This is a genomic window from Superficieibacter sp. HKU1, assembly GCF_029319185.1.
Classification (GTDB): domain Bacteria; phylum Pseudomonadota; class Gammaproteobacteria; order Enterobacterales; family Enterobacteriaceae; genus Superficieibacter.
Genome location: NZ_CP119754.1, coordinates 345493 through 370271 on the forward strand (window position 1 = coordinate 345493; position 24779 = coordinate 370271).

Below are 24779 nucleotides of genomic sequence, written 5' to 3' on the forward strand. Positions count from 1 at the left end.
TGCGGTGAAACCTTATTCCGCAAGCGGTGATGCGAGTTAAGTTAAGTGATAGACTAGGTTACGAATTTCATCCTGATTTTCAGCGCCCGGCAGTATGGTTCCGGGGCTGAGCTTTGAATTAACAGCGGGGAGTGTGGTCGCAAATGGCGAAAGAAAAAAAACGTGGCTTTTTTTCCTGGCTGGGCTTTGGTCAAAAAGATGACGAGCAAACGGCACAGGCGGAGCAAAAGCCCGAAGAACAGTTGCCGGTTGCAGACGAGGCCGCGCCAGAAGCAGAGCCGCGTAGCGAGGCAGAAACCGACGCGTTTGCTGCTGAGATTGTTGAGGTAACGGAGCAGGTTGCGGAAAGCACCTCGCCGCAAGAAGCTGCGCAGCCTGAGCCGGTTGTCGAGCCCGAAGCGATCGTTGAGGTTGAGCCGGTTGTTGAGCCTGAAGTAATTATCGAGGTTGAACCGGTTGTTGAGCCTGAACCTGTTGTCGAACCTGAGCCAATCGTTGAACCCGAACCGGTTGCCGTCATCGAACATGAAGAACTACCGCTGGCGGAAGAACTGACGCCCGCCACGGTTGAGCCGGAAGAGTGGGTTAGCGAACAGGAGCCGTTAGCGCCGGAAGACGCCCCGATTAGCGACGAAGAGCTGGATGCGCTGGCCGCCGAAGCGGCGGAAGAAGCCGTGATCGTGGTGCCGGTCGAGGAAGATGCGCCCCAGGAAGAGGTTGCTCAGGAGCAAGAAAAACCGACCAAAGAAGGTTTCTTTGCGCGTCTCAAACGCAGCCTGGTGAAAACAAAAGAAAATCTCGGTTCCGGATTTATCAGTCTTTTCCGCGGCAAGAAAATCGATGATGATCTGTTTGAAGAGCTGGAAGAACAGCTGCTGATTGCCGATGTGGGCGTCGAAACCACCCGTAAAATCATCGCTAATCTGACCGAAGGCGCGAGCCGCAAGCAGCTACGCGACGCCGAAGCGCTGTATGGCCTGTTAAAAGATGAAATGGGTGAAATCCTCGCAAAAGTGGACGAACCGCTTAATATTGAAGGCAAAACCCCGTTTGTGATTTTGATGGTCGGCGTCAACGGCGTGGGTAAAACCACCACGATCGGCAAACTGGCACGCCAGTTTGAGCAGCAGGGTAAATCGGTAATGCTGGCCGCGGGCGATACCTTCCGTGCCGCCGCGGTTGAGCAGCTTCAGGTGTGGGGCCAGCGCAATAATATTCCGGTGGTCGCGCAGCATACCGGTGCCGATTCCGCCTCGGTGATTTTCGATGCGATTCAGGCGGCGAAAGCGCGCCATATTGACGTACTGATTGCCGATACCGCAGGGCGTTTGCAAAACAAAGCGCACCTGATGGAAGAGTTAAAGAAAATTGTCCGCGTGATGAAAAAGCTCGACGTGGACGCGCCGCATGAAGTCATGCTGACGCTGGACGCCAGCACCGGGCAAAATGCGGTAAGCCAGGCCAAACTGTTCCATGAGGCAGTGGGACTGACCGGGATCACGTTGACCAAACTGGACGGTACGGCGAAAGGCGGGGTGATCTTCTCCGTCGCCGATCAGTTCGAAATTCCGATCCGCTATATCGGCGTCGGCGAACGTATAGAGGACTTGCGTCCGTTTAATGCGGGCGATTTTATTGAGGCACTTTTTGCCCGAGAGGATTAATAATGATTCGCTTTGAACACGTCAGCAAAGCCTATCTCGGCGGGAGACAAGCGTTGCAGGGAGTGACTTTCCACCTGCAGCAAGGCGAGATGGCCTTCCTGACCGGGCATTCCGGCGCGGGGAAAAGTACGCTGCTTAAGCTGATCTGTGGCATCGAGCGGCCCAGCGCCGGGAAAATTTACTTCAGCGGTCACGACATCAGTCGGCTTAAAAACCGTGAAGTTCCGTTTTTACGCCGGCAAATCGGGATGATCTTCCAGGATCACCACTTGCTGATGGATCGCACGGTATTCGATAACGTGGCTATTCCGCTGATCATCGCGGGAGCCAGCGGCGATGATATCCGTCGTCGCGTTTCAGCGGCGCTGGATAAAGTCGGGTTGCTTGATAAAGCGAAAAACTTCCCCATTCAGCTTTCCGGCGGTGAACAGCAGCGCGTGGGGATCGCCCGCGCGGTGGTGAATAAACCCGCCGTATTGCTGGCGGACGAACCGACCGGTAACCTGGACGACGCGCTGTCTGAAGGCATTTTACGCCTGTTCGAAGAGTTTAACCGCGTAGGGGTAACGGTACTGATGGCGACGCACGATATCGGACTGATTTCCCGTCGTACGTATCCGATGCTGACCCTCAGCGACGGTCATTTGCATGGAGGCCATCACGGTGAATAAACGCGACGCTGTGAATCACATCAGGCAGTTCAGTAATCGCTTCGACCGCTTTCGTAAGCCACAGGGTGGCGCGGGTGACGGCAATCGCGGTGCGCCAAAACGTAATAAGCCTGCGCCAAAAGCGGCGTCGCGTAAGACCAACGTTTTTAACGAGCAGGTGCGCTATGCCTGGCACGGCGCGGTCCAGGATCTTAAAAGCAAGCCGTTTGCGACCTTCCTCACCGTCATGGTGATCGCCATTTCCCTGACGCTGCCGAGCGTCTGCTATATGGTGTACAAGAACGTCAGCGAGGCGGCGGCGCAGTATTATCCTTCGCCGCAAATCACCGTCTATCTCGACAAAGCGCTGGATGACGATGCCGCGGCCCGCGTCGTGGGGCAGCTTCAGGCGGAGCAGGGCGTCGATAAGGTCAACTACCTGTCGCGTGAGGAAGCGCTGGGCGAGTTCCGTAACTGGTCAGGCTTTGGCGGCGCGCTGGACATGCTGGAAGAGAATCCGCTTCCTGCTGTGGCAGTGGTCATCCCGAAACTGGACTTCCAGAACACCGACTCGCTCAACACCCTGCGCGACCGCGTCAGCCGCGTGCAGGGCGTAGATGAAGTGCGCATGGATGATAGCTGGTTTGCGCGTCTGGCCTCGCTCACCGGGCTGGTGGGCCGGGTGTCGGCGATGATTGGCATACTGATGATTGCCGCGGTATTTCTGGTCATCGGTAACAGCGTGCGCCTGAGCATCTTTTCCCGTCGTGACAGCATTAACGTGCAAAAGCTGATCGGTGCGACGGATGGTTTCATTCTGCGGCCGTTCCTTTACGGCGGCGCGGTGCTTGGCTTCTCCGGCGCGTTATTGTCGCTGATTTTGTCCGAGATTTTAGTCATGCGGCTCTCTTCGGCGGTGACTGACGTGGCGAAAGTGTTTGGCACCCAGTTTTCGCTCAGCGGCCTCTCTTTTGATGAGTGCCTGCTGCTGTTACTGGTGTGCTCAATGATTGGCTGGGTCGCTGCCTGGCTGGCTACGGTGCAACATTTACGTCACTTTACGCCTGACTAAAAAATTTCTGATATACTCTTCCCCTGCAATGCAATATTCCCTGTGCAGGGGAAGCGTAGCCAACCATTCCCGTCTTCCCTTGCCTGACTCTTTCAACGATATGTCACATTTTGTGCGTAATCTATTCACACGGTTGCATTGAACTTGTGGATAAAATCACTGTCTGATAAAAGAGTGGATGATATTCTCGTTGCTCGTACGCACTGGCACGTTTGTTGCTGTATCACGGGACAAGCCGCTGCCGGTAAGCTGTAAATTGAGAGGATTTGAATGACCAAAGAAATGCAAACTTTAGCTTTAGCCCCTGTTGGTAACCTGGAGTCATACATCCGGGCTGCGAACGCATGGCCGATGTTGACGGCCGATGAAGAGCGGGCGCTCGCTGAAAAGCTGCATTACCAGGGCGATCTGGAAGCAGCTAAGACGCTGATCCTGTCACACCTGCGCTTTGTTGTTCATATTGCTCGTAACTACTCGGGCTATGGCCTGCCGCAGGCTGACCTCATTCAGGAAGGTAACATCGGCCTGATGAAAGCCGTGCGCCGTTTTAACCCTGAAGTCGGCGTGCGCCTGGTCTCCTTTGCCGTGCACTGGATCAAAGCTGAAATTCACGAATACGTGCTGCGTAACTGGCGTATCGTGAAGGTCGCCACCACTAAAGCACAGCGTAAGCTGTTCTTTAACCTGCGTAAAAACAAGCAGCGTCTGGGCTGGTTTAACCAGGATGAAGTCGAAATCGTGGCGCGTGAGCTGGGCGTGACCAGTAAAGACGTGCGTGAGATGGAATCGCGGATGGCGGCGCAGGACATGACGTTTGATATGTCTTCCGACGATGAATCCGACAGCCAGCCGATGGCACCCGTGCTGTATCTCCAGGATAAAACGTCTAACTTTGCCGACGGCATTGAAGATGACAACTGGGAAGAGCAGGCGGCGAACAAGCTGACCGATGCGATGCAGGGCCTCGACGAGCGTAGCCAGGCTATTATTCGCGCGCGTTGGCTGGACGATGACAATAAGTCCACGCTACAGGAGCTGGCCGACCGCTACGGCGTTTCCGCTGAACGTGTGCGTCAGCTTGAAAAGAACGCGATGAAGAAACTGCGCGCCGCTATCGAAGCGTAATCCGCGCCGTACCCCGATAACCCCTGGACACGTCCGGGGGTTTTTGTTTTCTGCCTCCCCACCATAATCCTTTCCTCTGTCTGACTCCTGACATTCACTGGCGTTAATTCACGCTATGGCAAACAATTAGCTGTGCGCTCTATCCGTTTCGGGCTTCTTGTGGCAGGGGGTTATCGTGAGTAATGAATCACTCAATCAGCGACGTTTACAGGCAACGCCGCGCGGCATCGGCGTTATGTGCGGCTTCTACGCCGAACGGGCAGAAAACGCGACGCTGTGGGACAGTGAAGGAAAAGAAGTTATTGATTTTGCAGCCGGTATCGCCGTGCTGAATACCGGACATCGCCATCCGGACGTGGTGGCCGCTATCGAAAAGCAACTTCAGGCTTTCACCCATACCGCTTATCAAATCGTTCCGTATGAAAGCTATATTTTGCTGGCCGAGCGTATTAATGCCCGGGTGCCGATCGATGGCGTGGCCAAAACCGCGTTCTTCACCACCGGCGCGGAAGCGGTCGAAAATGCGGTAAAAATAGCGCGCGCTTATACCCGGCGTCCCGGCATTATCGCCTTTGGCGGCGGCTTCCACGGGCGTACCTCCATGACCCTCGCGCTGACCGGCAAAGTTGCGCCTTACAAAACAGGCTTCGGCCCGTTCCCCGGTTCCGTTTTTCACGCGCTTTATCCGAACGAACTGCACGGCATCAGCACGTCTGAGGCACTGAAAAGTCTCGAACGTATTTTTAAAGCTGATATCGGGCCGGATCAAGTCGCCGCTATTATTCTGGAGCCGGTGCAGGGAGAGGGCGGATTTAACATCGCGCCGCCCGATTTTATTCAGGCGTTGCGTGCGTTGTGCGACACCCACGGCATTTTGCTGATTGCCGACGAGGTTCAGAGCGGCTTTGCCCGTACCGGCAAACTGTTTGCGATGGAACACTACGCGCAAAAAGCGGATCTTATTACCATGGCGAAAAGCCTGGCGGGCGGGATGCCGCTCTCCGCCGTGGCCGGGCGCGCAGACGTGATGGATGCGCCCGCGCCGGGTGGCCTGGGCGGGACGTATGCGGGTAATCCGCTGGCGATTGCTGCCGCACACGCGGTACTGGACGTGATTGACGCAGAGCAGTTGTGCACCCGCGCCCGCGAACTGGGGGCGCATCTGGTGGAAGTGCTTAATAACGCCCGATCAGAGTGCGCATTCATTGTCGATGTTCGTGCGCAAGGCTCAATGGTCGCCGTCGAGTTTAACGATCCGCAGACCGGCCAGCCTTCGCCAGAGTTTACCCGACAGGTGCTGGAAGCTTCACTGGCCGAAGGACTGCTGCTATTAAGCTGTGGCGTCTACGGCAACGTCATCCGTTTTCTCTACCCGCTGACGATCCCGGAAGCGCAGTTCCGCAAGGCGCTGGAGATTATTTATCGCGCGTTAACGCGCTAAATCTGCTGTTTTTCCCCGGTAGCGCTGCGCTTGCCGGGGCATTCCTTCGCCCACTTCTTATTACTGCGACAAATTAGCTATTCCAAAATCATAAAAATGGGGTATGTTTTAGCATAGAATGCTGAAAAGACACGCTCAGCAGTCTTACAATCAAAATAATGTGTCGCATAACAACATCACAACACACGTAATAACCGCAATAATGGGGAATCTCAGGATGAAAATGAAGGGTAAAGCGTTACTGGCAGGATGTATCGCGCTGTCGTTAAGCAACATGGCGCTGGCTGAAGACATTAAAGTGGCCGTGGTCGGCGCAATGTCAGGCCCGGTAGCGCAGTATGGCGACCAGGAGTTTACCGGCGCTGAACAGGCCGTCGCCGATATCAACGCCAAAGGCGGCGTGAAAGGCAACAAACTGACCATCGTAAAATATGACGATGCCTGCGACCCGAAACAGGCGGTGGCGGTGGCAAACAAAGTGGTTAACGACGGCATCAAATATGTTATCGGTCACCTGTGTTCTTCTTCTACTCAGCCCGCGTCGGATATCTATGAAGACGAAGGCATTCTGATGATCACGCCAGCGGCAACCGCGCCGGAACTGACCGCCCGTGGTTACAAGCTGATCCTGCGTACTACCGGTCTGGATTCCGATCAGGGGCCGACCGCCGCGAAATATATTCTTGAGAAAGTGAAGCCGCAGCGTATCGCGATTGTTCACGATAAACAGCAGTACGGCGAAGGTCTGGCGCGCGCGGTTCAGGACAACCTGAAGAAAGGCAACGCGAACGTGGTGTTCTTTGACGGTATCACCGCCGGTGAGAAAGATTTCTCCACCCTGGTGGCGCGTCTGAAGAAAGAAAACATCGATTTCGTTTACTACGGTGGTTATCACCCGGAAATGGGCCAGATCCTGCGCCAGGCGCGTGCGGCGGGTCTGAAAACGCAGTTTATGGGACCGGAAGGGGTAGCGAACGTCTCACTATCTAACATCGCCGGTGATTCTGCCGAAGGGATGCTGGTCACCAAGCCGAAGAACTACGATCAGGTTCCGGCTAACAAACCAATTGTGGATGCTATCAAAGCGAAGAAACAAGATCCGAGCGGCGCATTCGTGTGGACTACCTACGCAGCGCTGCAATCTCTCCAGGCCGGTCTGAACCAGTCTGACGAGCCGGAAGAGATCGCTAAATACCTGAAGGCGAACAAAGTCGAAACGGTGATGGGGCCGTTGTCCTGGGATGAGAAAGGTGACCTGAAAGGCTTTGAATTCGGCGTTTTCGACTGGCACGCCAACGGCACGGCGACCGACGCGAAGTAATCATTTTGCTTAACCCTCTCCGTTAAGGCTGTCTCTTATACACAAATCCTCCGGCAACATTGTCGGAGGATTTTTTTTGAATCTTTTCTGTCTATGGTCGGCCTTATCGACCAGCAACGCTGGTGCCGTGTGACGGCGGATTACGGGGGAGCGTCCTTCAGTTTCTTCATTTGCGCTTATATAGTCATTTGTTTGTTCGTTATGGTTATAAATATCATGATCAGGAGATCTGAACGAGAGGCAGCCGTTTAGGGGAGGGTATTCCTTTGGCAACTCTCCGCACCCCCATGTTGAAATACGCGCTTACCGGGATTATCATATGTACGGATTAACACCGTACATATTGCGAGGAACTATGCCTGTACTAAAGAAACAGCGCATTGATCTCAGGCTCAGCGATGACGATAAAGGCATGATTGAAGAGGCGGCTGTACTCACCAACCAGACAATCACTCAATTTATGCTGCGCAGCGCGTCTGAACGTGCCGCACAGGTGATTGAACAACATCGTCGGATGGTCCTGAATGATGAATCGTGGGCGCGTGTGATGGATGCACTCAGCAACCCACCTGAACCCAATGAAAAACTGAAAAAAGCAGCCAGACGTCTACAAAACATGGAGTAAAGCGTGGACGAGTTAATTATTGAGCTTTTTGCTGACGCGACAGAATATAACCTCAACGAATTTGACTGCGGCGAAGAGACATTAAACCGCTTTTTATTTGAACACCTCAGCCGTCAGCACCATAGAAAAATCCTGCGTGGCTATGTGCTCAGAACCACAGGGCCTGTTCCTGCTGTTTTAGGGTACTACACGCTTTCCGGAAGCTGCTTTGAAAAAGCGTCTCTTCCCTCAAAAACACAGCAGAAACAAATACCTTATCGAAACGTACCCAGCATCACGCTCGGGCGTCTGGCCGTAGACAAAAGGCTTCAGGGTCAGGGATGGGGAACCATGCTTGTAACCCATGCTATGAAGGTTATTTTTGGCGCATCTCAGACTGTTGGCATCCACGGCATGTTTGTGGAGGCGCTAAATGATAACGCCAGAGCATTTTATCTCAGCCTGGGGTTTATTCCGCTATCAGGCGAGAACAATCATGCGCTCTTTTATCCTGTGAAATCCATTGAATCGCTTTTTGCGTCAGATATAGCGTAATGTGTAAATCGTCTACCACCCGCCACCACCGCCGCCTCCCGAACCGCCGCCGGACGAACCGCTGTCCGATGACCCCGACCCGCCTGAACCTGAATCCGACCCGCTGGAGCCTGAATCGGATGAGCCGCTGTGCGAGTTAAACGTCGGCATCTCCTGAGAAGAACTGTAAATAGCGTGGTTAAGATGATGCAGATGCGTCCAGTCAGCGCCGGAGAATGCGGTTGATGTCGCGCCGATGCCGCTCAGATATGCCGTAAAACCATTCGTCCAGGATTTTCCCACGCCGAGCGCCAGCGCGGCAGGCAGCAGGCTTTCAAAACTGAGTATCGTCTGACGGGGCTGGTAAACCGTCTGGTGGTGATGTTTTTCCGCCGTTTTGAGGTAGCGCTTCAGCCCTTTTGCCATCGCCAGCGCATTCAGTCCGCGCTGGGTATAACGCGGGGTGATCCAGCAAAAAAGCAGGCACAGTACGATAGCGACGGCGAGTGCGCCGGGATAACCTGCCGGGATCTGCTCAAGGGGAGGCAGCATGGCCGAAAGGAACACCGTACATCCTGTAATTAAACCCGCGCCGAATAAAAACGAAAACAGCAGCACCAAACCTCTGTTACGTCCGGTTTCGCGCGGATTGAAGATCGCTATCAGGAAGACCAGCAAAAGTATCAGTCCCGGAATCAGCATAAGCAGTCCCGGCAGCGTCAGTACTGCGACCGGAGTATTAAAAAATATTCCACAAATCAGGGGAATGAACAGGGCAAGCAAAATACAGCGACGTACGGGTTTACCCCATTTCCGGAAAAGCAGTTCCCGTTGCGCTTCACAGCGCTGAGTTAACCATTTACGCGCGTGGTTGACCATCGGCTGACGGGCGATGCGCAGATCGATACGGCTGCCATTACCGCCAAAAAGGATGTTCAGTAATTTCTGGTCGTCCGCCGTTAAACGTGGATTCCCTCCGGCAGACAGACGGGTTAACGATGGGGCGTTGTCGGAGGTCATACTGAGCGTCATACCTCCTTTGGCTACCAGCCCCAGCAGATCGCTGGTAAAAGCCACATCATCATAAATCCGGCGGGTGATAAAGCGCAGGTAGCCCGGCGACATACCGGCGGGGAGGCTGTATTGCGGCGTCACAGGCGGCATTTTCAGTCCGTCTGGCGTCACGTTTCTCCACCACCAGAGCAGGTAATACAACCCCATCAGCAGCACAGGGAGCCACAGTATGCTGGTATTCAGCGTCGGCAACAGCACATGCGCCAGGGGCGCAGTGGCTTGCGGGGTGGGTGCCCGGGCAAGTACCGTGCGCGGCCAGGTATAAACAACGGTCAGACCTTCCCCTTTTTTCAGCGGCTGCGAGGTTTCAACGCCGCCATCAGGGCGCAAAATGGCATTATGCTGTTTTGCCCCCAGTGGCCCAGTATAGACATCTATTGAGCGCAGACGGGTATCTTTACCGTCTTCATTCAAATAACCCGCCGCGTCAGGCAATTGCAGATGAAAACTGGCCTGGCTAATGGGCCAGTTCCAGTCGTTGCCCGTTACGTTCCAGTAAAGCTCATCCCCGTCAGAAAAACGGCTGAAATGGTTGCTGACCTGATAGCGAATTTCATAGCGGTAAATGCCTGGCTTCAGCGTGCGATCGGTGTTGCCAATACGCACCGTCAGCGTCTTGCCTGAGGCTTCAAGGCTGTAAGGTTCCGCTACCTCGTTACGAGAAACAGACTGGATCTGATAATCGACGCTGAACATCTTGCCGTCAGGACGATGCCAGGAGAGGGGAAGAGTGCGAAAAATACCGCGCCGGATCTCCTTGCCCAACGAAATCACGGTGATATTTTCCTGCACTTCCATCCGGCCATCCGGGGCGAAACGGGCGCGGGAGTCGAAGGAAAGAATATGTTCATAGGTTCGTGCCGCATTGGGCTGTAATCGGACCATATTCACGGCGGCAGGGGTATTCTCTGTTATCAGGATCAGCACGAGTGCCAGTAAGGCTGCTCGCCACCCTAATAAACCAGTCATAGCATTACCCCTTTAATGATAAGGGGCTTCTTCAGATGTTTGTACTGTGAAGAGTGATTCCCCGGGAAAATAAAAGGCGCCCGATGGTCATCAATAAAACGGTACCGACGTATTTATTGCTGCCCGTCAGGCAAAAATGAGCTACCGTTATTGACGCTCAACCGCCAGTCTGCCAGTGATTTACAGGCGAAATAAGCGTGATGAAGGTTATCGTACCGAAGTTGGGGGAGTAAACACCCAGTAATGGCGGGTATCGTTGCAAGAACTCCTCACGGCGGCGCCGAAAGGTAAACTCACGTAATGCTATCGCTTCACCCAGCCGTTCGCCTGTGCGGTAAAGCCCAGCGCCTGCATAAACGCCGCCATCACGCCCCGGTCTTCCACGCCGACATCCGCCATCCACCAGGAGGCGATGCCAGGGTTATCGCGCACAACCTCTTCCACCAGATACTGACCGACGCCGCGACGGCGGGTGACTTCACGCACGCGCAGGGAATCCAGTGCGCCTTCGGTGCCGCTTAACGTCACGCGGACCGCGCCGAGCAACCGTTCATTAAATCGCGCCGCGTAGAGACGATGCGTGTCATCAACGCGTAGTGAAGAGGGTGAATACTCCGGCCAGATTTTACCCAGATCGACGTAATCCTGAGCGCTCAGTGTTTCCAGACGGATGATAGTCAGTTTCATTAGCGGCATATCCAAAGCAAAAAAGTATGACGATTTTACTCATTTTCCTCCGGCATACGCTTTCTCTTTTTGAAGCATTCATCAGGTGATTAATTTTTGACGGGTCCAAAGCGCAGTGTGAAACAGTAAGGATCGAAAAATAAGCAGAATTTTAACCTAACAGGCAGCGTTTTATTCCACGCATTGTCCCGTTATTTTATGCTGCAATGCGGGCTTTTTTTTGTTTATCTCCGCCTTAATACAGAATATTATCTCTGCTTAATCGACTGAAATATAGCGGTTTTAGTCTGGATTGCGCCACAAAACAGCGCTAAACCATTAAAGATGCTGGTAAAAGTAGCGTTGTTTACAAAAAGTACAGAATGCTTTTTAACCATAAAAAAACAAAATATTTACATCATCACGAACGGGGATTCAGAAGTATGAAAAGGAATGCAATAACGCTTATCGCGGGCATCATTACGCTGGCCTGTGCGCACACAGCGATGGCGGAAGAGATCAAAGTCGCCGTTGTCGGCGCGATGTCCGGTCCGGTAGCCCAGTGGGGTGATATGGAGTTCAACGGCGCACGCCAGGCGATTAAAGACATCAATGCGAAAGGCGGCGTAAAGGGCAACAAGCTGGTCGGCGTGGAATATGACGACGCGTGCGATCCAAAGCAGGCGGTAGCCGTTGCCAACAAAATTGTTAACGACGGTATTCAGTACGTTATCGGGCATCTCTGCTCCTCCTCAACGCAGCCTGCCTCTGATATCTATGAGGATGAAGGCATCCTCATGATCACGCCGGGGGCGACTAACCCTGAACTTACTCAGCGAGGCTATCAGTACATTATGCGTACTGCCGGGCTGGATTCGTCGCAGGGGCCGACCGCTGCAAAATATATTCTGGAAACGGTGAAGCCACAGCGTATCGCCATCATTCACGACAAGCAGCAGTACGGCGAAGGGCTGGCGCGCTCGGTGCAGGATGGCCTGAAAAAAGGCAATGCTAATATCGTCTTCTTTGATGGCATCACCGCCGGGGAAAAAGATTTCTCCGCGCTGATTGCCCGCCTGAAGAAAGAGAACATCGATTTCGTGTATTACGGCGGCTACTACCCGGAGATGGGGCAAATGTTGCGCCAGGCGCGTTCCGTCGGCCTGAAAACGCAGTTTATGGGCCCGGAAGGCGTGGGGAATGCATCGCTTTCTAACATCGCCGGTGATGCGGCGGAAGGGATGCTGGTCACAATGCCAAAACGCTATGACCAGGATCCGGCGAACAAAGGTATTGTAGACGCGCTGAAAGCTGACAAAAAAGATCCGAGCGGACCTTACGTCTGGATCACCTACGCTGCCGTGCAGTCGCTGGCAACGGCAATGGATCGCAGCGGCAGTCAGGAACCGCTGGATTTGGTGAAAGATTTGAAAGCGCACGGGGCAAATACCGTGATTGGGCCGCTGAACTGGGATGAAAAAGGCGATCTGAAGGGATTTGAGTTTGGTGTCTTCCAGTGGCACGCCGATGGGTCTTCCACGGTAGCCAAATAATAGTCCCGCCGCCCGGTTTCGTCCGGGCGGGTTGAGAAAGGTTATTTTATGTCCGAGCAGTTTCTCTATTTCTTGCAGCAGATGTTTAACGGCGTCACGCTGGGAAGCACCTACGCGCTGATCGCCATCGGCTATACGATGGTTTACGGCATTATCGGCATGATCAACTTCGCTCACGGCGAAGTTTACATGATTGGTAGCTATGTCTCCTTTATGATCATCGCCGCGCTGATGATGATGGGTATTGATACCGGCTGGCTGCTGGTAGCCGCCGGGTTCATCGGGGCAATCGTAATTGCCAGCGCCTACGGCTGGAGCATCGAACGGGTGGCCTACCGGCCGGTGCGTAGCTCCAAGCGCCTGATTGCGCTGATCTCCGCCATCGGGATGTCGATCTTCCTGCAAAACTATGTCAGCCTGACCGAAGGTTCGCGCGATGTGGCGCTGCCCAGCCTGTTTAATGGTCAGTGGACCGTCGGCAGCAGCGAAAACTTCTCTGCCTCCATTACCACCATGCAACTGGTGATTTGGATTGTGACTTTCGTGGCAATGCTGGCGCTGACGATTTTCATCCGCTATTCACGGATGGGACGCGCCTGTCGCGCCTGTGCGGAAGACCTGAAAATGGCAAGTCTGCTGGGCATTAATACCGACCGGGTCATTGCCCTGACCTTCGTGATCGGCGCGGCGATGGCAGCGGTAGCGGGTGTGCTGCTCGGACAGTTCTACGGCGTAATTAACCCCTACATCGGTTTTATGGCCGGGATGAAAGCCTTTACCGCCGCGGTGCTCGGCGGCATCGGCAGCATTCCGGGGGCGATGATCGGCGGCCTGATTCTGGGTGTGGCCGAAGCGCTCTCCTCCGCCTACCTGAGTACGGAATATAAAGATGTGGTGTCGTTTGCTCTGCTGATCCTGGTGCTGCTGGTCATGCCGACCGGTATTCTGGGCCGCCCGGAGGTAGAGAAAGTATGAAACCGATGCATTTTGTCATGGCGTTGCTTTCTGCCGCGATGTTCTTCGTGCTCGCCAGCGTCTTTATGGGCGTTCAGCTGGAGCTGAACGGGACAAAACTGGTGGTCGATACGGCGGCGGACATCCGCTGGCAGTGGATTTTTATCGGTACGGCGGTGGTCTTTTTCTTCCAGCTATTGCGTCCGGCATTCCAGAAGTCGCTGAAAAGCGTCTCCGGGCCGAAGTTTGTCCTGCCAGCGATTGATGGCTCAACGGTTAAGCAGAAGCTGTTTCTACTGGCGCTGCTGGTGATTGCCGTAGCGTGGCCGTTTATGGTCTCGCGCGGAACGGTGGATATCGCCACCCTGACCATGATTTACATTATTCTCGGCCTGGGGCTGAACGTGGTGGTCGGGCTGTCCGGCCTGCTGGTGCTTGGCTACGGCGGCTTCTATGCTATCGGTGCCTACACTTTCGCGCTGCTCAATCACTATTACGGTCTCGGCTTCTGGACCTGCCTGCCGCTGGCGGGACTGGTGTCGGCGGCGGCGGGCTTCCTGCTCGGCTTCCCGGTGCTGCGCCTGCGTGGCGACTATCTGGCGATTGTGACCCTGGGGTTCGGTGAAATCGTTCGTATTCTGCTGCTCAATAATACTGAAGTGACCGGTGGCCCGAACGGCATCAGCCAGATCCCGAAACCGACGCTGTTTGGTCTGGAGTTCAGCCGCAGCGCGCGTGAAGGCGGCTGGGATACCTTCAGCAACTTCTTTGGCGTGAAATACGATCCGTCTGACCGGGTGATTTTTCTTTATCTGGTGGCGCTGTTGCTGGTGGTGTTCTCGCTGTTCGTGATTAACCGCCTGCTGCGCATGCCGCTGGGCCGCGCGTGGGAAGCCCTGCGCGAAGACGAAATCGCCTGCCGCTCGCTGGGCCTGAATCCGACGCGTATTAAGCTGACCGCCTTTACCATCAGCGCTGCTTTCGCAGGCTTTGCCGGCACGCTGTTTGCCGCACGCCAGGGATTCGTCAGCCCGGAATCCTTTACCTTCGCCGAGTCGGCGTTTGTACTGGCGATTGTGGTACTGGGCGGCATGGGATCGCAATTTGCGGTGATCCTGGCGGCGGTCCTGCTGGTGGTATCGCGCGAATTGATGCGTGATTTTAACGAATACAGCATGTTGATGCTGGGTGGCTTAATGGTTCTGATGATGATCTGGCGCCCGCAGGGGCTTCTGCCGATGACCCGTCCGCAGCTAAAACTGAAAAACGGTCAGGTGAAAGGAGAGCAGGCATGAGTCAGCCATTATTATCCGTTAACGGCCTGATGATGCGTTTTGGCGGCCTGCTGGCGGTCAATAACGTCTCGCTGGAGCTGCATCCACAGGAGATTGTCTCGCTTATCGGTCCCAACGGCGCGGGCAAAACCACGGTCTTTAACTGCCTGACCGGTTTTTATAAACCGACCGGCGGCACCATTATGCTGCGCGATCAGCATCTGGAAGGGCTACCGGGCCAGCAAATTGCACGCATGGGCGTGGTGCGAACTTTCCAGCACGTGCGCCTGTTCCGTGAGATGACGGTGATTGAAAACCTGCTGGTGGCGCAGCATCAGCAGCTGAAAAGCGGCGTCTTCTCCGGCCTGCTGAAAACCCCGTCCTTCCGCCGCGCCCAGAGCGAGGCGCTGGATCGTGCGGCCACCTGGCTGGAGCGTATTGGTTTATTAGCACACGCTAACCGTCAGGCCAGCAACCTGGCGTACGGCGATCAGCGTCGTCTGGAGATTGCGCGTTGCATGGTCACGCAGCCGGAGATCCTGATGCTGGATGAACCCGCAGCGGGTCTGAACCCGAAAGAGACCAAAGAACTGGACGAGCTGATCGTGGAATTGCGCAGCCATCACAACACCACCATCCTGCTGATTGAGCACGATATGAAGCTGGTGATGGGCATCTCCGACCGCATTTATGTCGTCAATCAGGGTACGCCGCTGGCCAACGGCACGCCGGAGCAAATTCGTAATAACCCGGACGTGATCCGCGCTTACCTGGGTGAGGCATAAGATGGAAAAAGAGATGTTGTCCTTCGATAACGTGAACGCCCACTACGGTAAAATTCAGGCGCTGCACGACGTCAGCCTGACAATCAATCAGGGCGAAATCGTCACCCTGATCGGCGCGAACGGCGCGGGAAAAACCACGCTCCTCGGCACCCTGTGCGGCGATCCACGCGCGACCAGCGGCCGTATTGTGTTTGACGGTAAAGACATTACCGACTGGCAAACGGCGAAAATTATGCGCGAAGCGGTGGCGATCGTCCCGGAAGGGCGTCGTGTCTTCTCACGCATGACGGTAGAGGAGAACCTGGCGATGGGTGGCTTCTTTGCCGATCGCGACCAGTTCCAGAGTCGTATTAAATGGGTCTATGAACTGTTTCCGCGCCTGCACGAGCGCCGTATTCAGCGTGCCGGCACCATGTCCGGCGGCGAACAGCAGATGCTGGCGATAGGCCGCGCGCTGATGAGCCAGCCGCGCCTGCTCTTGCTGGACGAACCCTCCCTGGGACTGGCGCCGATCATTATCCAGCAGATTTTCGACACCATTGAGCAACTGCGCGAACAGGGAATGACCATCTTCCTCGTTGAGCAGAACGCCAATCAGGCGTTGAAGCTGGCGGATCGCGGCTACGTGCTGGAAAACGGTCACGTGGTGCTGTCTGATACCGGTGACGCCCTGCTGGCGAATGAGGCGGTGAGAAGCGCCTATTTGGGCGGGTAAACTCACTATAGTGTAAAGAAGGAGCCGAAAGGCTCCTTTTTTGTACCTGATAGTTGTACAATTAACATGTACAATTAAGGAGGGAATATGCGTACAATTAACTATAGCGAAGCCCGGCAAAATCTTGCGGCCGCCCTTGAAACGGCTGTGACAGGTACGCCAGTGACCATTACACGACGTGGTCGCAAACCCGCCGTCATTATTAGCGCCGAAGAGTTTGAACGCTATCAAACGGCAAAACTTGATGCAGAGTTTGCTGCCATCATGATGGTACATGGAAATGAAATAAGGGAACTTGCGGATAAATGACACTGCAACTTATCTCAGCGGAAGAGATTGTATCGTTTCATGACAAACTGCTGAGCGTGACGCCCGGTGTACCCGGTATGCCCGATCCAGGGCGCGCTGAAGCGTTGCTCTATCGTGTTCTCAATAAATATGATTATGAAGGGATTTCTGGCCTGTGGAATCTGGCGGCCATGTATCTGCTGGCTATTTCACGTGGTCATATATTCAATGATGGTAATAAGCGTACGGCGTTGTTTATTGCGTTGCTTTTTCTGAAGCGTAATGGCGTGTCACTTCCTGCTAATCCGGCTTACGTTGAGTTAACCGTCGACGCTGCTGCGGGGCGTTTATCTCTTGAGGAAATTGCCGGGCGCTTGCGCGGGTAAATATTTTTCCCGCCATCTAACCTTCACCAATCCATCATCCCACCGACGCCTGGCTGTCATTTCTTCGTCATCAAACAGTTATTTTTCTGTCATTAGCGCATGTCATGTTAATTCGCGAACACGAAACGCGTGATTCCGCGCATCCGGCACAACAAGAGAGATAACCGAATGACATCGTTAAGACATACAGCACTGGCAATGGCGCTAAGTCTGGCATTTGCTGGCAACGCCCTTGCCGTTACCACCATTCCGTTCTGGCACTCAATGGAAGGGGAACTGGGTAAAGAAGTCGATTCTCTGGCGCAGCGTTTTAACCAGGCCAATCCGGATTACAAGATTGTGCCGACCTACAAAGGCAACTACGAACAGAGCCTGAGCGCGGGGATTGCAGCATTCCGTACCGGCAACGCACCAGCCATTTTACAGGTTTATGAAGTCGGTACAGCGACTATGATGGCGTCGAAGGCCATTAAACCAGTCTATGAAGTGTTTAAAGACGCGGGGATTAATTTCGACGAGTCGCAGTTCGTGCCGACCGTTTCCGGTTACTACACCGATTCTAAAACCGGGCATTTGCTGTCCCAGCCGTTCAACAGTTCCACTCCCGTCCTGTATTACAACAAAGACGCCTTCAAAAAAGCCGGTTTAGATCCGGAGCAGCCGCCGAAAACCTGGCAGGATCTGGCGGAATATACCGCGAAACTGAAAGCGGCAGGAATGAAGTGCGGCTACGCCAGCGGCTGGCAGGGCTGGATCCAGATTGAAAACTTCAGCGCCTGGCACGGTTTGCCGGTGGCGACCAAAAACAACGGTTTCGACGGCACCGATGCAGTACTTGAGTTCAACAAGCCGGAGCAGGTCAAGCATATCGCCTTGCTGGAAGATCTGAATAAGAAGGGTGATTTCAGCTACTTCGGGCGTAAGGACGAATCGACCGAGAAGTTCTATAACGGCGATTGCGCCATTACCACCGCCTCGTCCGGCTCGCTGGCTGATATTCGCCACTATGCCAAATTCAATTACGGCGTGGGCATGATGCCGTATGACGCGGACGTAAAAGGCGCGCCGCAGAACGCCATTATCGGCGGGGCCAGCCTGTGGGTAATGCAGGGTAAAGATAAAGACATCTACACCGGCGTGGCGAAGTTCCTCGATTTCCTCGCGAAGCCGGAAAACGCGGCGGAATGGCATCAGAAAACCGGCTATCTGCCGATTACCAAAGCGGCTTATGACCTGACCCGCAAACAGGGTTTTTATGACAAGAACCCGGGAGCGGATATCGCCACACGGCAGATGCTGAACAAGCCGCCGTTGCCGTTTACCAAAGGGCTGCGTCTGGGCAATATGCCGCAGATCCGCACCATTGTGGATGAAGAACTGGAGAGCGTGTGGACCGGCAAGAAAACCCCACAGCAGGCGCTGGATTCAGCGGTAGAGCGGGGTAATCAACTGCTGCGTCGCTTTGAGCAGTCGACGAAATCGTAATATGCAATGCCGGGTGACCCGGCCTACGATACTGCATTATGCACCCTGTAGGCCAGGTAAGGCGAAGCCGCCACCCGGCATTTTTTGGAAAGAGTCCATTTATGTCATCATCCCGTCCGGTGTTCCGCTCCCGCTGGCTACCCTATGTGCTGGTTGCGCCGCAGCTGATCATCACCATCATTTTCTTTATCTGGCCTGCGGGCGAAGCACTGTGGTACTCGCTGCAAAGTGTCGACCCTTTCGGCTTCTCCAGCCAGTTTGTCGGGCTGGCGAACTTTGTTTCCCTGTTCCACGACAGCTATTACCTTGACTCCTTCTGGACGACGATAAAATTCAGCGCCCTGGTCACTTTCAGCGGCCTGATCGTCTCCCTGTTTTTTGCCGCGCTGGTGGATTACGTCGTCAAAGGCAGCCGCTTCTACCAGACGCTAATGCTGTTGCCTTACGCCGTCGCGCCTGCGGTCGCTGCCGTCTTGTGGATCTTTTTATTCAACCCCGGACGCGGGCTAATCACCCATGCACTGGCATCGCTCGGCTATGACTGGAACCACGCACAAAACAGCGGCCAGGCGATGTTCCTCGTCGTTTTCGCTTCCGTATGGAAGCAGATCAGCTACAACTTCCTGTTTTTCTTCGCCGCGCTGCAATCCATCCCCCGCTCGCTGGTGGAAGCCGCCGCGATTGACGGCGCGGGGCCGGTGCGCCGCTTCTTTAAACTGTCGCTGCCGCTGATTGCGCCGGTGAGCTTCTTCCTGCTGGTGGTCAATCTGGTATATGCCTTCTTCGACACCTTCCCGGTGATCGACGCCGCTACTGCAGGCGGGCCGGTGCAGGCGACGACAACGTTAATCTACAAAATTTATCGCGAAGGCTTTGCCGGACTGGATCTCTCCGCCTCCGCCGCTCAGTCGGTAGTGCTGATGTTCCTCGTTATCATCCTGACGGTGATCCAGTTCCGCTACGTTGAAAGTAAGGTGCGCTACCAATGATTGAGAATCGTCGCGGGCTGACGATATTCAGCCATACCATACTGATCCTGGGGATCGTGGCGATCCTGTTTCCGCTGTACGTCGCCTTTGTCGCGGCGACGCTGGACAATCAGGCGGTGTTTGACACGCCGATGACGCTGATCCCCGGCACGCACCTGCTGGAAAACATGAAAACCATCTGGGTCAACGGCGTGGGTGTCAACAGCGCGCCGTTCTGGCGGATGATGCTTAACAGTTTCATCATGGCGTTCAGTATCACGGTGGGCAAAATCGCCGTCTCAATGCTCTCAGCGTTCGCCATCGTCTGGTTCCGTTTTCCGCTACGTAACCTGTTCTTCTGGATGATTTTTATCACCCTGATGCTGCCGGTAGAGGTGCGTATTTTCCCGACGGTGGAAGTGATCGCCAATCTGAAAATGCTCGACAGCTATGCGGGCCTGACGCTGCCGCTGATGGCCTCAGCCACCGCGACGTTTCTGTTTCGCCAGTTCTTTATGACCCTGCCGGACGAGCTGATGGAAGCGGCGCGTATCGACGGCGCGTCGCCGATACGCTTCTTTTGCGACATTGTACTCCCGCTCTCGCGTACCAACCTGGCGGCGCTGTTTGTGATCACTTTTATCTACGGCTGGAATCAGTATCTGTGGCCGTTGTTGATTATCAGCGACGTTAACCTGGGCACCGCCGTAGCGGGAATCAAAGGCATGATTGCCACCGGGGAAGGAACGACGCAGTGGAATCAGGTCATGGCGGCGATGCTGCTGACGCTGATCCCGCCGGTCATTATTGTGTTAGCCATGCAGCGCGCGTTTGTGCGTGGCCTCGTCGACAGTGAGAAATAAGATGGCAGGTTTAAAATTACAGGCAGTGACCAAAAGCTGGGACGGTGGAAAAACGCAGGTCATTCAGCCGCTAACCGTAGATGTGGCAGACGGCGAGTTTATCGTGATGGTCGGCCCGTCCGGCTGTGGGAAATCGACGCTGCTGCGGATGGTCGCCGGGCTGGAGCGCGTGACCAGCGGCGATATCTGGATCGACAGGCAGCGGGTGACGGAAACTGAGCCGAAAGATCGCGGTATCGCGATGGTCTTTCAGAACTACGCGCTGTATCCGCATATGAGCGTGGAAGAGAACATGGCCTGGGGCCTGAAAATTCGCGGTATGGGGAAAGGACATATTGCCGGGCGGGTGAATGAGGCGGCGCGGATTCTGGAGCTGGACGGCCTGCTGAAACGGCGGCCACGCGAGCTTTCAGGCGGTCAGCGTCAGCGCGTGGCGATGGGGCGGGCCATCGTGCGCGATCCGGCGGTATTCCTGTTTGACGAGCCGCTCTCAAACCTTGACGCCAAACTGCGTGTCCAGATGCGTCTTGAGCTGCAACATTTACATCAGCGCCTGAAAACCACCTCGCTGTACGTCACGCACGATCAGGTGGAGGCGATGACCCTCGCCCAGCGGGTCATGGTGATGAATAAAGGCGTGGTAGAACAAATCGGTACGCCGGTTGAGGTGTATGAAAAACCCGCCAGTCGCTTTGTGGCGAGCTTTATCGGCAGCCCGGCGATGAATCTGCTGGAGGGGCGCATCAGCACCTCCGGCAGCCATTTTGAACTGGAAAGCGGAATGGCGCTGCCGATCAACTGGTATTATCGCGGCTATGCCGGGCGTAAAATGACGCTGGGTATTCGTCCCGAGCATATTGCGTTAAGCTCGCAGGCGGAAGGCGGCGTACCGCTGGTGATGGACACCCTGGAGATGCTGGGCGCAGATAACCTGGCACACGGGCGCTGGGGCGAGCAAAAGCTGGTTGTGCGGCTGGCGCATAAAGAGCGCCCGGCGGCGGGAAGCACGCTGTGGCTGCATATAGCAGAAGCGCATTTGCATCTTTTTGATGGTGAAACAGGACAACGCGTATGAGTAACTGGCCTTACCCTCATATTGTCGCCCATCGCGGCGGTGGCAAACTGGCTCCGGAAAATACTCTTGCTGCCATTGATGTTGGCGCACAACTGGGGCATACGATGATCGAGTTTGACGTCAAGCTGTCGCGCGACGGGCAGATTTTTTTGCTGCACGATGACAATCTCGAACGCACCAGTAATGGCTGGGGCGTGGCAGGGCATTTAACATGGAATGAACTGCTCAACGTTGATGCCGGAAGCTGGTTTAGCGGCGAGTTTAAAGGTGAACCGCTGCCGTTGCTGTCGCAGGTGGCGGAACGCTGTCATGAGCACGGCATGATGGCCAATATCGAAATTAAACCCACCACCGGTAGCGGAACGCAAACTGGTAAGGTCGTGGCGCTTGCCGCGCGCGAACTGTGGCAGGGCATGACCGCGCCGCTGCTTTCCTCTTTTGAGATTGCTGCGCTGGAAGCGGCACAGGAAGCTGCTCCGGAGATACCTCGCGGGCTGCTGCTGGATGAATGGCGTGAGGACTGGCGGGAGTTAACTTCGCGGCTGGGCTGCGTCTCGATTCATCTTAATCATAAGTTGCTGGATGAAGAACGGGTAGACGCGTTACGCGACGCCGGTTTACGCATCCTTGTCTATACGGTTAACCAGCCCCAGCGCGCGGCACAATTGCTGCGCTGGGGCGTGGACTGCATTTGTACCGATCGTATTGACCTGATCGGGCCAGATTTCCAGCCGGACTAACGCACCGCAGGGGACGGCGTAACGGTGTTATTCAGCATGTCGCCGTTCTTTTTCTCGGTCAGCATATGTTGCTGGCCGCTACTCAACATGCCACCGTTGGTATTCGGCAGTACCTGCTCACGCGGCTGATTCTGTATCATGCGCTCTGAATTATTATCCATTTGGGTCTGCAAATGCTGCTGCTGCATCCGCGTTTGCGTCTGGAGCTGCTGATTCAGCATTCCTTTCTGTTGGATTTGCTGATTCTGCATCTGCGTTTGCATCCGTTGCTGGCTGGGGATCTGGTAGCCAGGCTGATTCGGGTTGTTCATGGTGTTCAGTGGCTGCGCGAGAACGACAGCGGGTACAAAAAGCGACAGAAGTAAAAGTCGTTTCATCTGCTTTTCCTCCTCCAGTAGATTCTCTTAAGTGTAATCGCTTTCCGTCAAAACGATGATCTTTTAAGCATTGTGGACCAGGCTTAAGCGGGGACTCATCCCTCATATCTCTGGAGAAAAAAGATGATGAAACCGACGTTTTTGCGCTGGGTGGCGGTTGCTGCCCTGATGGCGGGAGGCTGCTTTGGCGTGGCGGCGGCACCGCCAGTCTCTTACGGCGTTGAGGCCGATGTCTTTCATCCGGTGGTGGCGAAGCAGGGTATGGTCGCCTCGGTGGATGAAATGGCGACGCAGGTAGGCGTTGATATTCTGAAGGAGGGCGGTAATGCGGTAGATGCCGCCGTGGCAGTCGGCTATGCGCTGGCGGTGACGCATCCGCAGGCGGGCAACCTCGGCGGCGGTGGCTTTATGCTCCTGCGTACCAAAGATGGCAACACGACCGCGATTGATTTCCGTGAGATGGCCCCGGCCGGTGCCACCCGGGATATGTTCCTTGACGATCAGGGTAACCCGGACAGTAAAAAATCACTGACCTCACACTTAGCCTCGGGTACGCCGGGCACGGTTGCCGGATTCTCGCTGGCGCTGGAGAAATACGGTACGCTGCCGTTGAACAAAGTAATACGTCCGGCCATTAAGCTGGCGAAAGAAGGGTTTGTCGTCAACGATGCGCTGGCGGACGATCTGAAAACCTATGGCAGCGAAGTGCTACCTAATTATGAGAACAGCAAGGCAATCTTCTGGAAAGACGGTGAACCGCTGAAAAAAGGCGATAAGCTGGTCCAGGCGAACCTCGCCCACAGTCTGGAGATGATTGCCGAAAACGGTCCATCGGAATTTTATAAGGGGACGATTGCCGACCAAATCGCGCAGGAAATGAGTAAGAACGGCGGTCTTATTACTAAAGAAGATTTAGCCGCCTATCGCGCTGTGGAGCGCACCCCCATCAGCGGTGACTATCGTGGCTATCAGGTATTTTCGATGCCGCCACCCTCTTCGGGCGGGATCCACATCGTGCAGATCCTCAATATCCTGGAAAACTTCGACCTGACGAAGTACGGTTTCGGCAGCGCGGATGCCATGCAAGTGATGGCGGAAGCGGAGAAATACGCCTATGCCGACCGTTCGGAATATCTGGGCGATCCGGATTTTGTAAAAGTGCCGTGGCAGGCGTTGACCAATAAAGACTATGCCAAATCCATTGCTCAACAGATCGACGTTAATAAAGCTAAGCCCTCCAGTGAAATTCGCCCGGGGAAGCTTGCGCCGTATGAAAGTAATCAGACCACCCATTTCTCGGTGGTGGACAAAGACGGCAATGCCGTCGCGGTGACCTATACCCTGAATACTATTTTCGGCACCGGGATCGTCGCAGGCAATAGCGGTATTCTGCTGAATAACGAAATGGACGATTTCTCTGCCAAACCCGGCGTGCCCAACGTCTATGGTCTGGTCGGCGGCGATGCCAACGCGGTAGGGCCGAAAAAACGCCCGCTGTCATCCATGTCACCGACCATCGTTGTTAAAGATGGCAAAACCTGGCTGGTCACTGGTAGCCCCGGAGGCAGCCGGATTATCACTACCGTGCTGCAAATGGTGGTTAACAGCATTGATTTCGGGATGAACGTCGCCGAAGCAACAAATGCGCCGCGCTTCCATCACCAGTGGCTGCCGGATGAGCTGCGGGTAGAAAAAGGCTTTAGCCCGGATACGCTGAAACTGCTGGGGCAAAAAGGGCAGAAAGTGGCGGTGAAGGAATCGATGGGCAGCACGCAAAGCATTATGATTGGGCCGGACGGCACGCTGTATGGCGCATCCGATCCGCGGTCGGTAGATGATTTAACGGCAGGATATTAACGGTGTCTGCGGTTCGGTCCATATCTGAAGAGTGAGGCTGGGCCGCAATGACATTGAGGATATTCAGGTTGAAGAATGTTCCCGGTAAGCATTTGTTGCACAAGCGAAGAGGCAGGATACGGGAGTAGAATAGCGCCACGTCAGCGCTTTTGCTGACCAGGCGCAACGTTGCGGGGGCTTTAACCCCGGCGGCGTCATTGCTGGAAAGAAAAAACCCTCGCACGTTGTTTTTAAGGCAACTTACGAGGGCGATTCTTTGAAAACCAACAATTCAAGGATAGCCGCGAACGGTTGCCGGTGCAATCAGAAAAGGCTATACGATGCAGCACGTGTTAATGG

24 protein-coding genes are annotated in these 24779 nt (G+C 54.8%); 21 read left to right on the plus strand and 3 right to left on the minus strand.

All coding sequences use genetic code 11. From position 1 onward, the window contains the following. Positions 1-143 precede the first annotated feature (143 nt). From ftsY to P0H77_RS01680, 8 genes are all read left to right on the plus strand, one after another. A complete protein-coding gene (gene ftsY / locus P0H77_RS01645; RefSeq protein WP_276161677.1) occupies positions 144-1664 on the plus strand; it encodes a signal recognition particle-docking protein FtsY in 1521 nt (506 codons plus the stop codon). 2 nt (positions 1665-1666) lie between these two features. Next, a complete protein-coding gene (gene ftsE / locus P0H77_RS01650) occupies positions 1667-2335 on the plus strand; it encodes a cell division ATP-binding protein FtsE (protein ID WP_276161680.1) in 669 nt (222 codons plus the stop codon). Continuing rightward, positions 2328-3386 (plus strand): permease-like cell division protein FtsX, encoded by a 1059-nt coding sequence (ftsX, locus tag P0H77_RS01655; RefSeq protein WP_276161685.1) that lies wholly within the window; start codon positions 2328-2330, stop codon positions 3384-3386. Before ftsE ends, ftsX begins: the two co-directional genes overlap by 8 nt. A gap of 270 nt (positions 3387-3656) precedes the next feature. Further along, positions 3657-4511 carry an RNA polymerase sigma factor RpoH gene (gene rpoH, locus P0H77_RS01660; protein WP_176919445.1) on the plus strand — a complete coding sequence of 285 codons (855 nt, stop codon included), beginning with the start codon at positions 3657-3659 and terminating at the stop codon, positions 4509-4511. Positions 4512-4686: 175 nt separating this feature from the next. Next, positions 4687-5952 (plus strand): 4-aminobutyrate--2-oxoglutarate transaminase, encoded by a 1266-nt coding sequence (locus tag P0H77_RS01665; protein WP_276161694.1) that lies wholly within the window; start codon positions 4687-4689, stop codon positions 5950-5952. Between the two features lie 217 nt (positions 5953-6169). After that, positions 6170-7273 carry a branched chain amino acid ABC transporter substrate-binding protein LivJ gene (livJ, locus tag P0H77_RS01670; protein ID WP_103675794.1) on the plus strand — a complete coding sequence of 368 codons (1104 nt, stop codon included), beginning with the start codon at positions 6170-6172 and terminating at the stop codon, positions 7271-7273. 355 nt (positions 7274-7628) lie between these two features. Then, positions 7629-7898: a DUF1778 domain-containing protein gene (locus tag P0H77_RS01675; protein ID WP_176919441.1), complete on the plus strand. Its 270-nt coding sequence runs from the start codon at positions 7629-7631 to the stop codon at positions 7896-7898. A 3-nt stretch (positions 7899-7901) separates the two neighbouring features. Continuing rightward, positions 7902-8432 carry a GNAT family N-acetyltransferase gene (locus tag P0H77_RS01680; protein ID WP_276161710.1) on the plus strand — a complete coding sequence of 177 codons (531 nt, stop codon included), beginning with the start codon at positions 7902-7904 and terminating at the stop codon, positions 8430-8432. Positions 8433-8444: 12 nt separating this feature from the next. Here P0H77_RS01680 and P0H77_RS01685 read toward each other — a convergent pair whose 3' ends face one another. Together P0H77_RS01685 and panM are read right to left on the minus strand one after the other, a co-directional pair. Then, a complete protein-coding gene (locus P0H77_RS01685; protein ID WP_346429456.1) occupies positions 8445-10283 on the minus strand; it encodes a DUF2207 domain-containing protein in 1839 nt (612 codons plus the stop codon). A gap of 474 nt (positions 10284-10757) precedes the next feature. Then, positions 10758-11141, minus strand: a complete 384-nt coding sequence (panM, locus tag P0H77_RS01690; RefSeq protein WP_276161728.1) for an aspartate 1-decarboxylase autocleavage activator PanM — start codon at positions 11139-11141, stop codon at positions 10758-10760. A 422-nt stretch (positions 11142-11563) separates the two neighbouring features. Between panM and livK the strand changes: the two genes are divergently transcribed. The 12 genes from livK (at position 11564) to ugpQ (ending at position 22206) form a co-directional block, all read left to right on the plus strand. Next, positions 11564-12673: a high-affinity branched-chain amino acid ABC transporter substrate-binding protein LivK gene (gene livK, locus P0H77_RS01695; protein ID WP_276161734.1), complete on the plus strand. Its 1110-nt coding sequence runs from the start codon at positions 11564-11566 to the stop codon at positions 12671-12673. 48 nt (positions 12674-12721) lie between these two features. Then, positions 12722-13648, plus strand: coding sequence for a high-affinity branched-chain amino acid ABC transporter permease LivH (gene livH / locus P0H77_RS01700; RefSeq protein ID WP_176919434.1), 927 nt, complete (start codon positions 12722-12724; stop codon positions 13646-13648). Continuing rightward, the gene (livM, locus tag P0H77_RS01705) at positions 13645-14922 is read left to right on the plus strand and encodes a branched chain amino acid ABC transporter permease LivM (protein WP_276161746.1); all 1278 of its coding nucleotides are present in this window, start codon (positions 13645-13647) and stop codon (positions 14920-14922) included. Before livH ends, livM begins: the two co-directional genes overlap by 4 nt. Continuing rightward, the gene (gene livG / locus P0H77_RS01710) at positions 14919-15686 is read left to right on the plus strand and encodes a high-affinity branched-chain amino acid ABC transporter ATP-binding protein LivG (RefSeq protein WP_176919432.1); all 768 of its coding nucleotides are present in this window, start codon (positions 14919-14921) and stop codon (positions 15684-15686) included. Before livM ends, livG begins: the two co-directional genes overlap by 4 nt. A 1-nt stretch (position 15687) precedes the next feature. After that, complete coding sequence (gene livF, locus P0H77_RS01715) at positions 15688-16401, plus strand: high-affinity branched-chain amino acid ABC transporter ATP-binding protein LivF (RefSeq protein ID WP_276161760.1); 714 nt, start codon at positions 15688-15690, stop codon at positions 16399-16401. A gap of 87 nt (positions 16402-16488) precedes the next feature. Next, on the plus strand, positions 16489-16710 hold the full coding sequence (locus tag P0H77_RS01720; protein ID WP_276161769.1) for a type II toxin-antitoxin system Phd/YefM family antitoxin: 222 nt from the start codon (positions 16489-16491) through the stop codon (positions 16708-16710). Continuing rightward, positions 16707-17075, plus strand: coding sequence for a type II toxin-antitoxin system death-on-curing family toxin (locus tag P0H77_RS01725; RefSeq protein WP_276161778.1), 369 nt, complete (start codon positions 16707-16709; stop codon positions 17073-17075). The genes P0H77_RS01720 and P0H77_RS01725 overlap by 4 nt, the downstream gene beginning before the upstream one ends. Before the next feature lie 168 nt (positions 17076-17243). Next, complete coding sequence (ugpB, locus tag P0H77_RS01730) at positions 17244-18560, plus strand: sn-glycerol-3-phosphate ABC transporter substrate-binding protein UgpB (protein WP_276161786.1); 1317 nt, start codon at positions 17244-17246, stop codon at positions 18558-18560. Positions 18561-18661: 101 nt separating this feature from the next. Then, positions 18662-19549 (plus strand): sn-glycerol-3-phosphate ABC transporter permease UgpA, encoded by an 888-nt coding sequence (gene ugpA / locus P0H77_RS01735; protein ID WP_276161794.1) that lies wholly within the window; start codon positions 18662-18664, stop codon positions 19547-19549. After that, the gene (gene ugpE / locus P0H77_RS01740; protein ID WP_276161799.1) at positions 19546-20391 is read left to right on the plus strand and encodes a sn-glycerol-3-phosphate ABC transporter permease UgpE; all 846 of its coding nucleotides are present in this window, start codon (positions 19546-19548) and stop codon (positions 20389-20391) included. The genes ugpA and ugpE overlap by 4 nt, the downstream gene beginning before the upstream one ends. A gap of 1 nt (position 20392) precedes the next feature. Next, positions 20393-21466: a sn-glycerol-3-phosphate import ATP-binding protein UgpC gene (locus P0H77_RS01745; RefSeq protein ID WP_276161806.1), complete on the plus strand. Its 1074-nt coding sequence runs from the start codon at positions 20393-20395 to the stop codon at positions 21464-21466. After that, complete coding sequence (ugpQ, locus tag P0H77_RS01750; RefSeq protein ID WP_276161813.1) at positions 21463-22206, plus strand: glycerophosphodiester phosphodiesterase; 744 nt, start codon at positions 21463-21465, stop codon at positions 22204-22206. Before P0H77_RS01745 ends, ugpQ begins: the two co-directional genes overlap by 4 nt. Here the strand turns inward: ugpQ and P0H77_RS01755 are convergent. Next, a complete protein-coding gene (locus P0H77_RS01755) occupies positions 22203-22583 on the minus strand; it encodes a DUF2756 family protein (RefSeq protein ID WP_276161820.1) in 381 nt (126 codons plus the stop codon). The two genes, ugpQ and P0H77_RS01755, sit on opposite strands and share 4 nt — an antisense overlap. 123 nt (positions 22584-22706) lie before the next feature. Here P0H77_RS01755 and ggt point away from each other — a divergent pair, with 123 nt between their 5' ends. After that, complete coding sequence (gene ggt / locus P0H77_RS01760; protein ID WP_276161826.1) at positions 22707-24440, plus strand: gamma-glutamyltransferase; 1734 nt, start codon at positions 22707-22709, stop codon at positions 24438-24440. Positions 24441-24779 lie beyond the last annotated feature (339 nt).

Coding starts and splice junctions, on each gene's coding strand:
- ftsY (WP_276161677.1), top strand. CDS start 144: ATGGCGAAAGAAAAAAAACGTGGCTTTTTTTCCTGGCTGGGCTTTGGT.
- ftsE (WP_276161680.1), top strand. CDS start 1,667: ATGATTCGCTTTGAACACGTCAGCAAAGCCTATCTCGGCGGGAGACAA.
- rpoH (WP_176919445.1), top strand. CDS start 3,657: ATGACCAAAGAAATGCAAACTTTAGCTTTAGCCCCTGTTGGTAACCTG.
- livJ (WP_103675794.1), top strand. CDS start 6,170: ATGAAAATGAAGGGTAAAGCGTTACTGGCAGGATGTATCGCGCTGTCG.
- P0H77_RS01675 (WP_176919441.1), top strand. CDS start 7,629: ATGCCTGTACTAAAGAAACAGCGCATTGATCTCAGGCTCAGCGATGAC.
- P0H77_RS01685 (WP_346429456.1), bottom strand. CDS start 10,283: ATGGAAGTGCAGGAAAATATCACCGTGATTTCGTTGGGCAAGGAGATC.
- panM (WP_276161728.1), bottom strand. CDS start 11,141: ATGAAACTGACTATCATCCGTCTGGAAACACTGAGCGCTCAGGATTAC.
- livK (WP_276161734.1), top strand. CDS start 11,564: ATGAAAAGGAATGCAATAACGCTTATCGCGGGCATCATTACGCTGGCC.
- livH (WP_176919434.1), top strand. CDS start 12,722: ATGTCCGAGCAGTTTCTCTATTTCTTGCAGCAGATGTTTAACGGCGTC.
- livM (WP_276161746.1), top strand. CDS start 13,645: ATGAAACCGATGCATTTTGTCATGGCGTTGCTTTCTGCCGCGATGTTC.
- livG (WP_176919432.1), top strand. CDS start 14,919: ATGAGTCAGCCATTATTATCCGTTAACGGCCTGATGATGCGTTTTGGC.
- livF (WP_276161760.1), top strand. CDS start 15,688: ATGGAAAAAGAGATGTTGTCCTTCGATAACGTGAACGCCCACTACGGT.
- P0H77_RS01720 (WP_276161769.1), top strand. CDS start 16,489: ATGCGTACAATTAACTATAGCGAAGCCCGGCAAAATCTTGCGGCCGCC.
- P0H77_RS01725 (WP_276161778.1), top strand. CDS start 16,707: ATGACACTGCAACTTATCTCAGCGGAAGAGATTGTATCGTTTCATGAC.
- ugpB (WP_276161786.1), top strand. CDS start 17,244: ATGACATCGTTAAGACATACAGCACTGGCAATGGCGCTAAGTCTGGCA.
- ugpA (WP_276161794.1), top strand. CDS start 18,662: ATGTCATCATCCCGTCCGGTGTTCCGCTCCCGCTGGCTACCCTATGTG.
- ugpE (WP_276161799.1), top strand. CDS start 19,546: ATGATTGAGAATCGTCGCGGGCTGACGATATTCAGCCATACCATACTG.
- P0H77_RS01745 (WP_276161806.1), top strand. CDS start 20,393: ATGGCAGGTTTAAAATTACAGGCAGTGACCAAAAGCTGGGACGGTGGA.
- ugpQ (WP_276161813.1), top strand. CDS start 21,463: ATGAGTAACTGGCCTTACCCTCATATTGTCGCCCATCGCGGCGGTGGC.
- P0H77_RS01755 (WP_276161820.1), bottom strand. CDS start 22,583: ATGAAACGACTTTTACTTCTGTCGCTTTTTGTACCCGCTGTCGTTCTC.
- ggt (WP_276161826.1), top strand. CDS start 22,707: ATGATGAAACCGACGTTTTTGCGCTGGGTGGCGGTTGCTGCCCTGATG.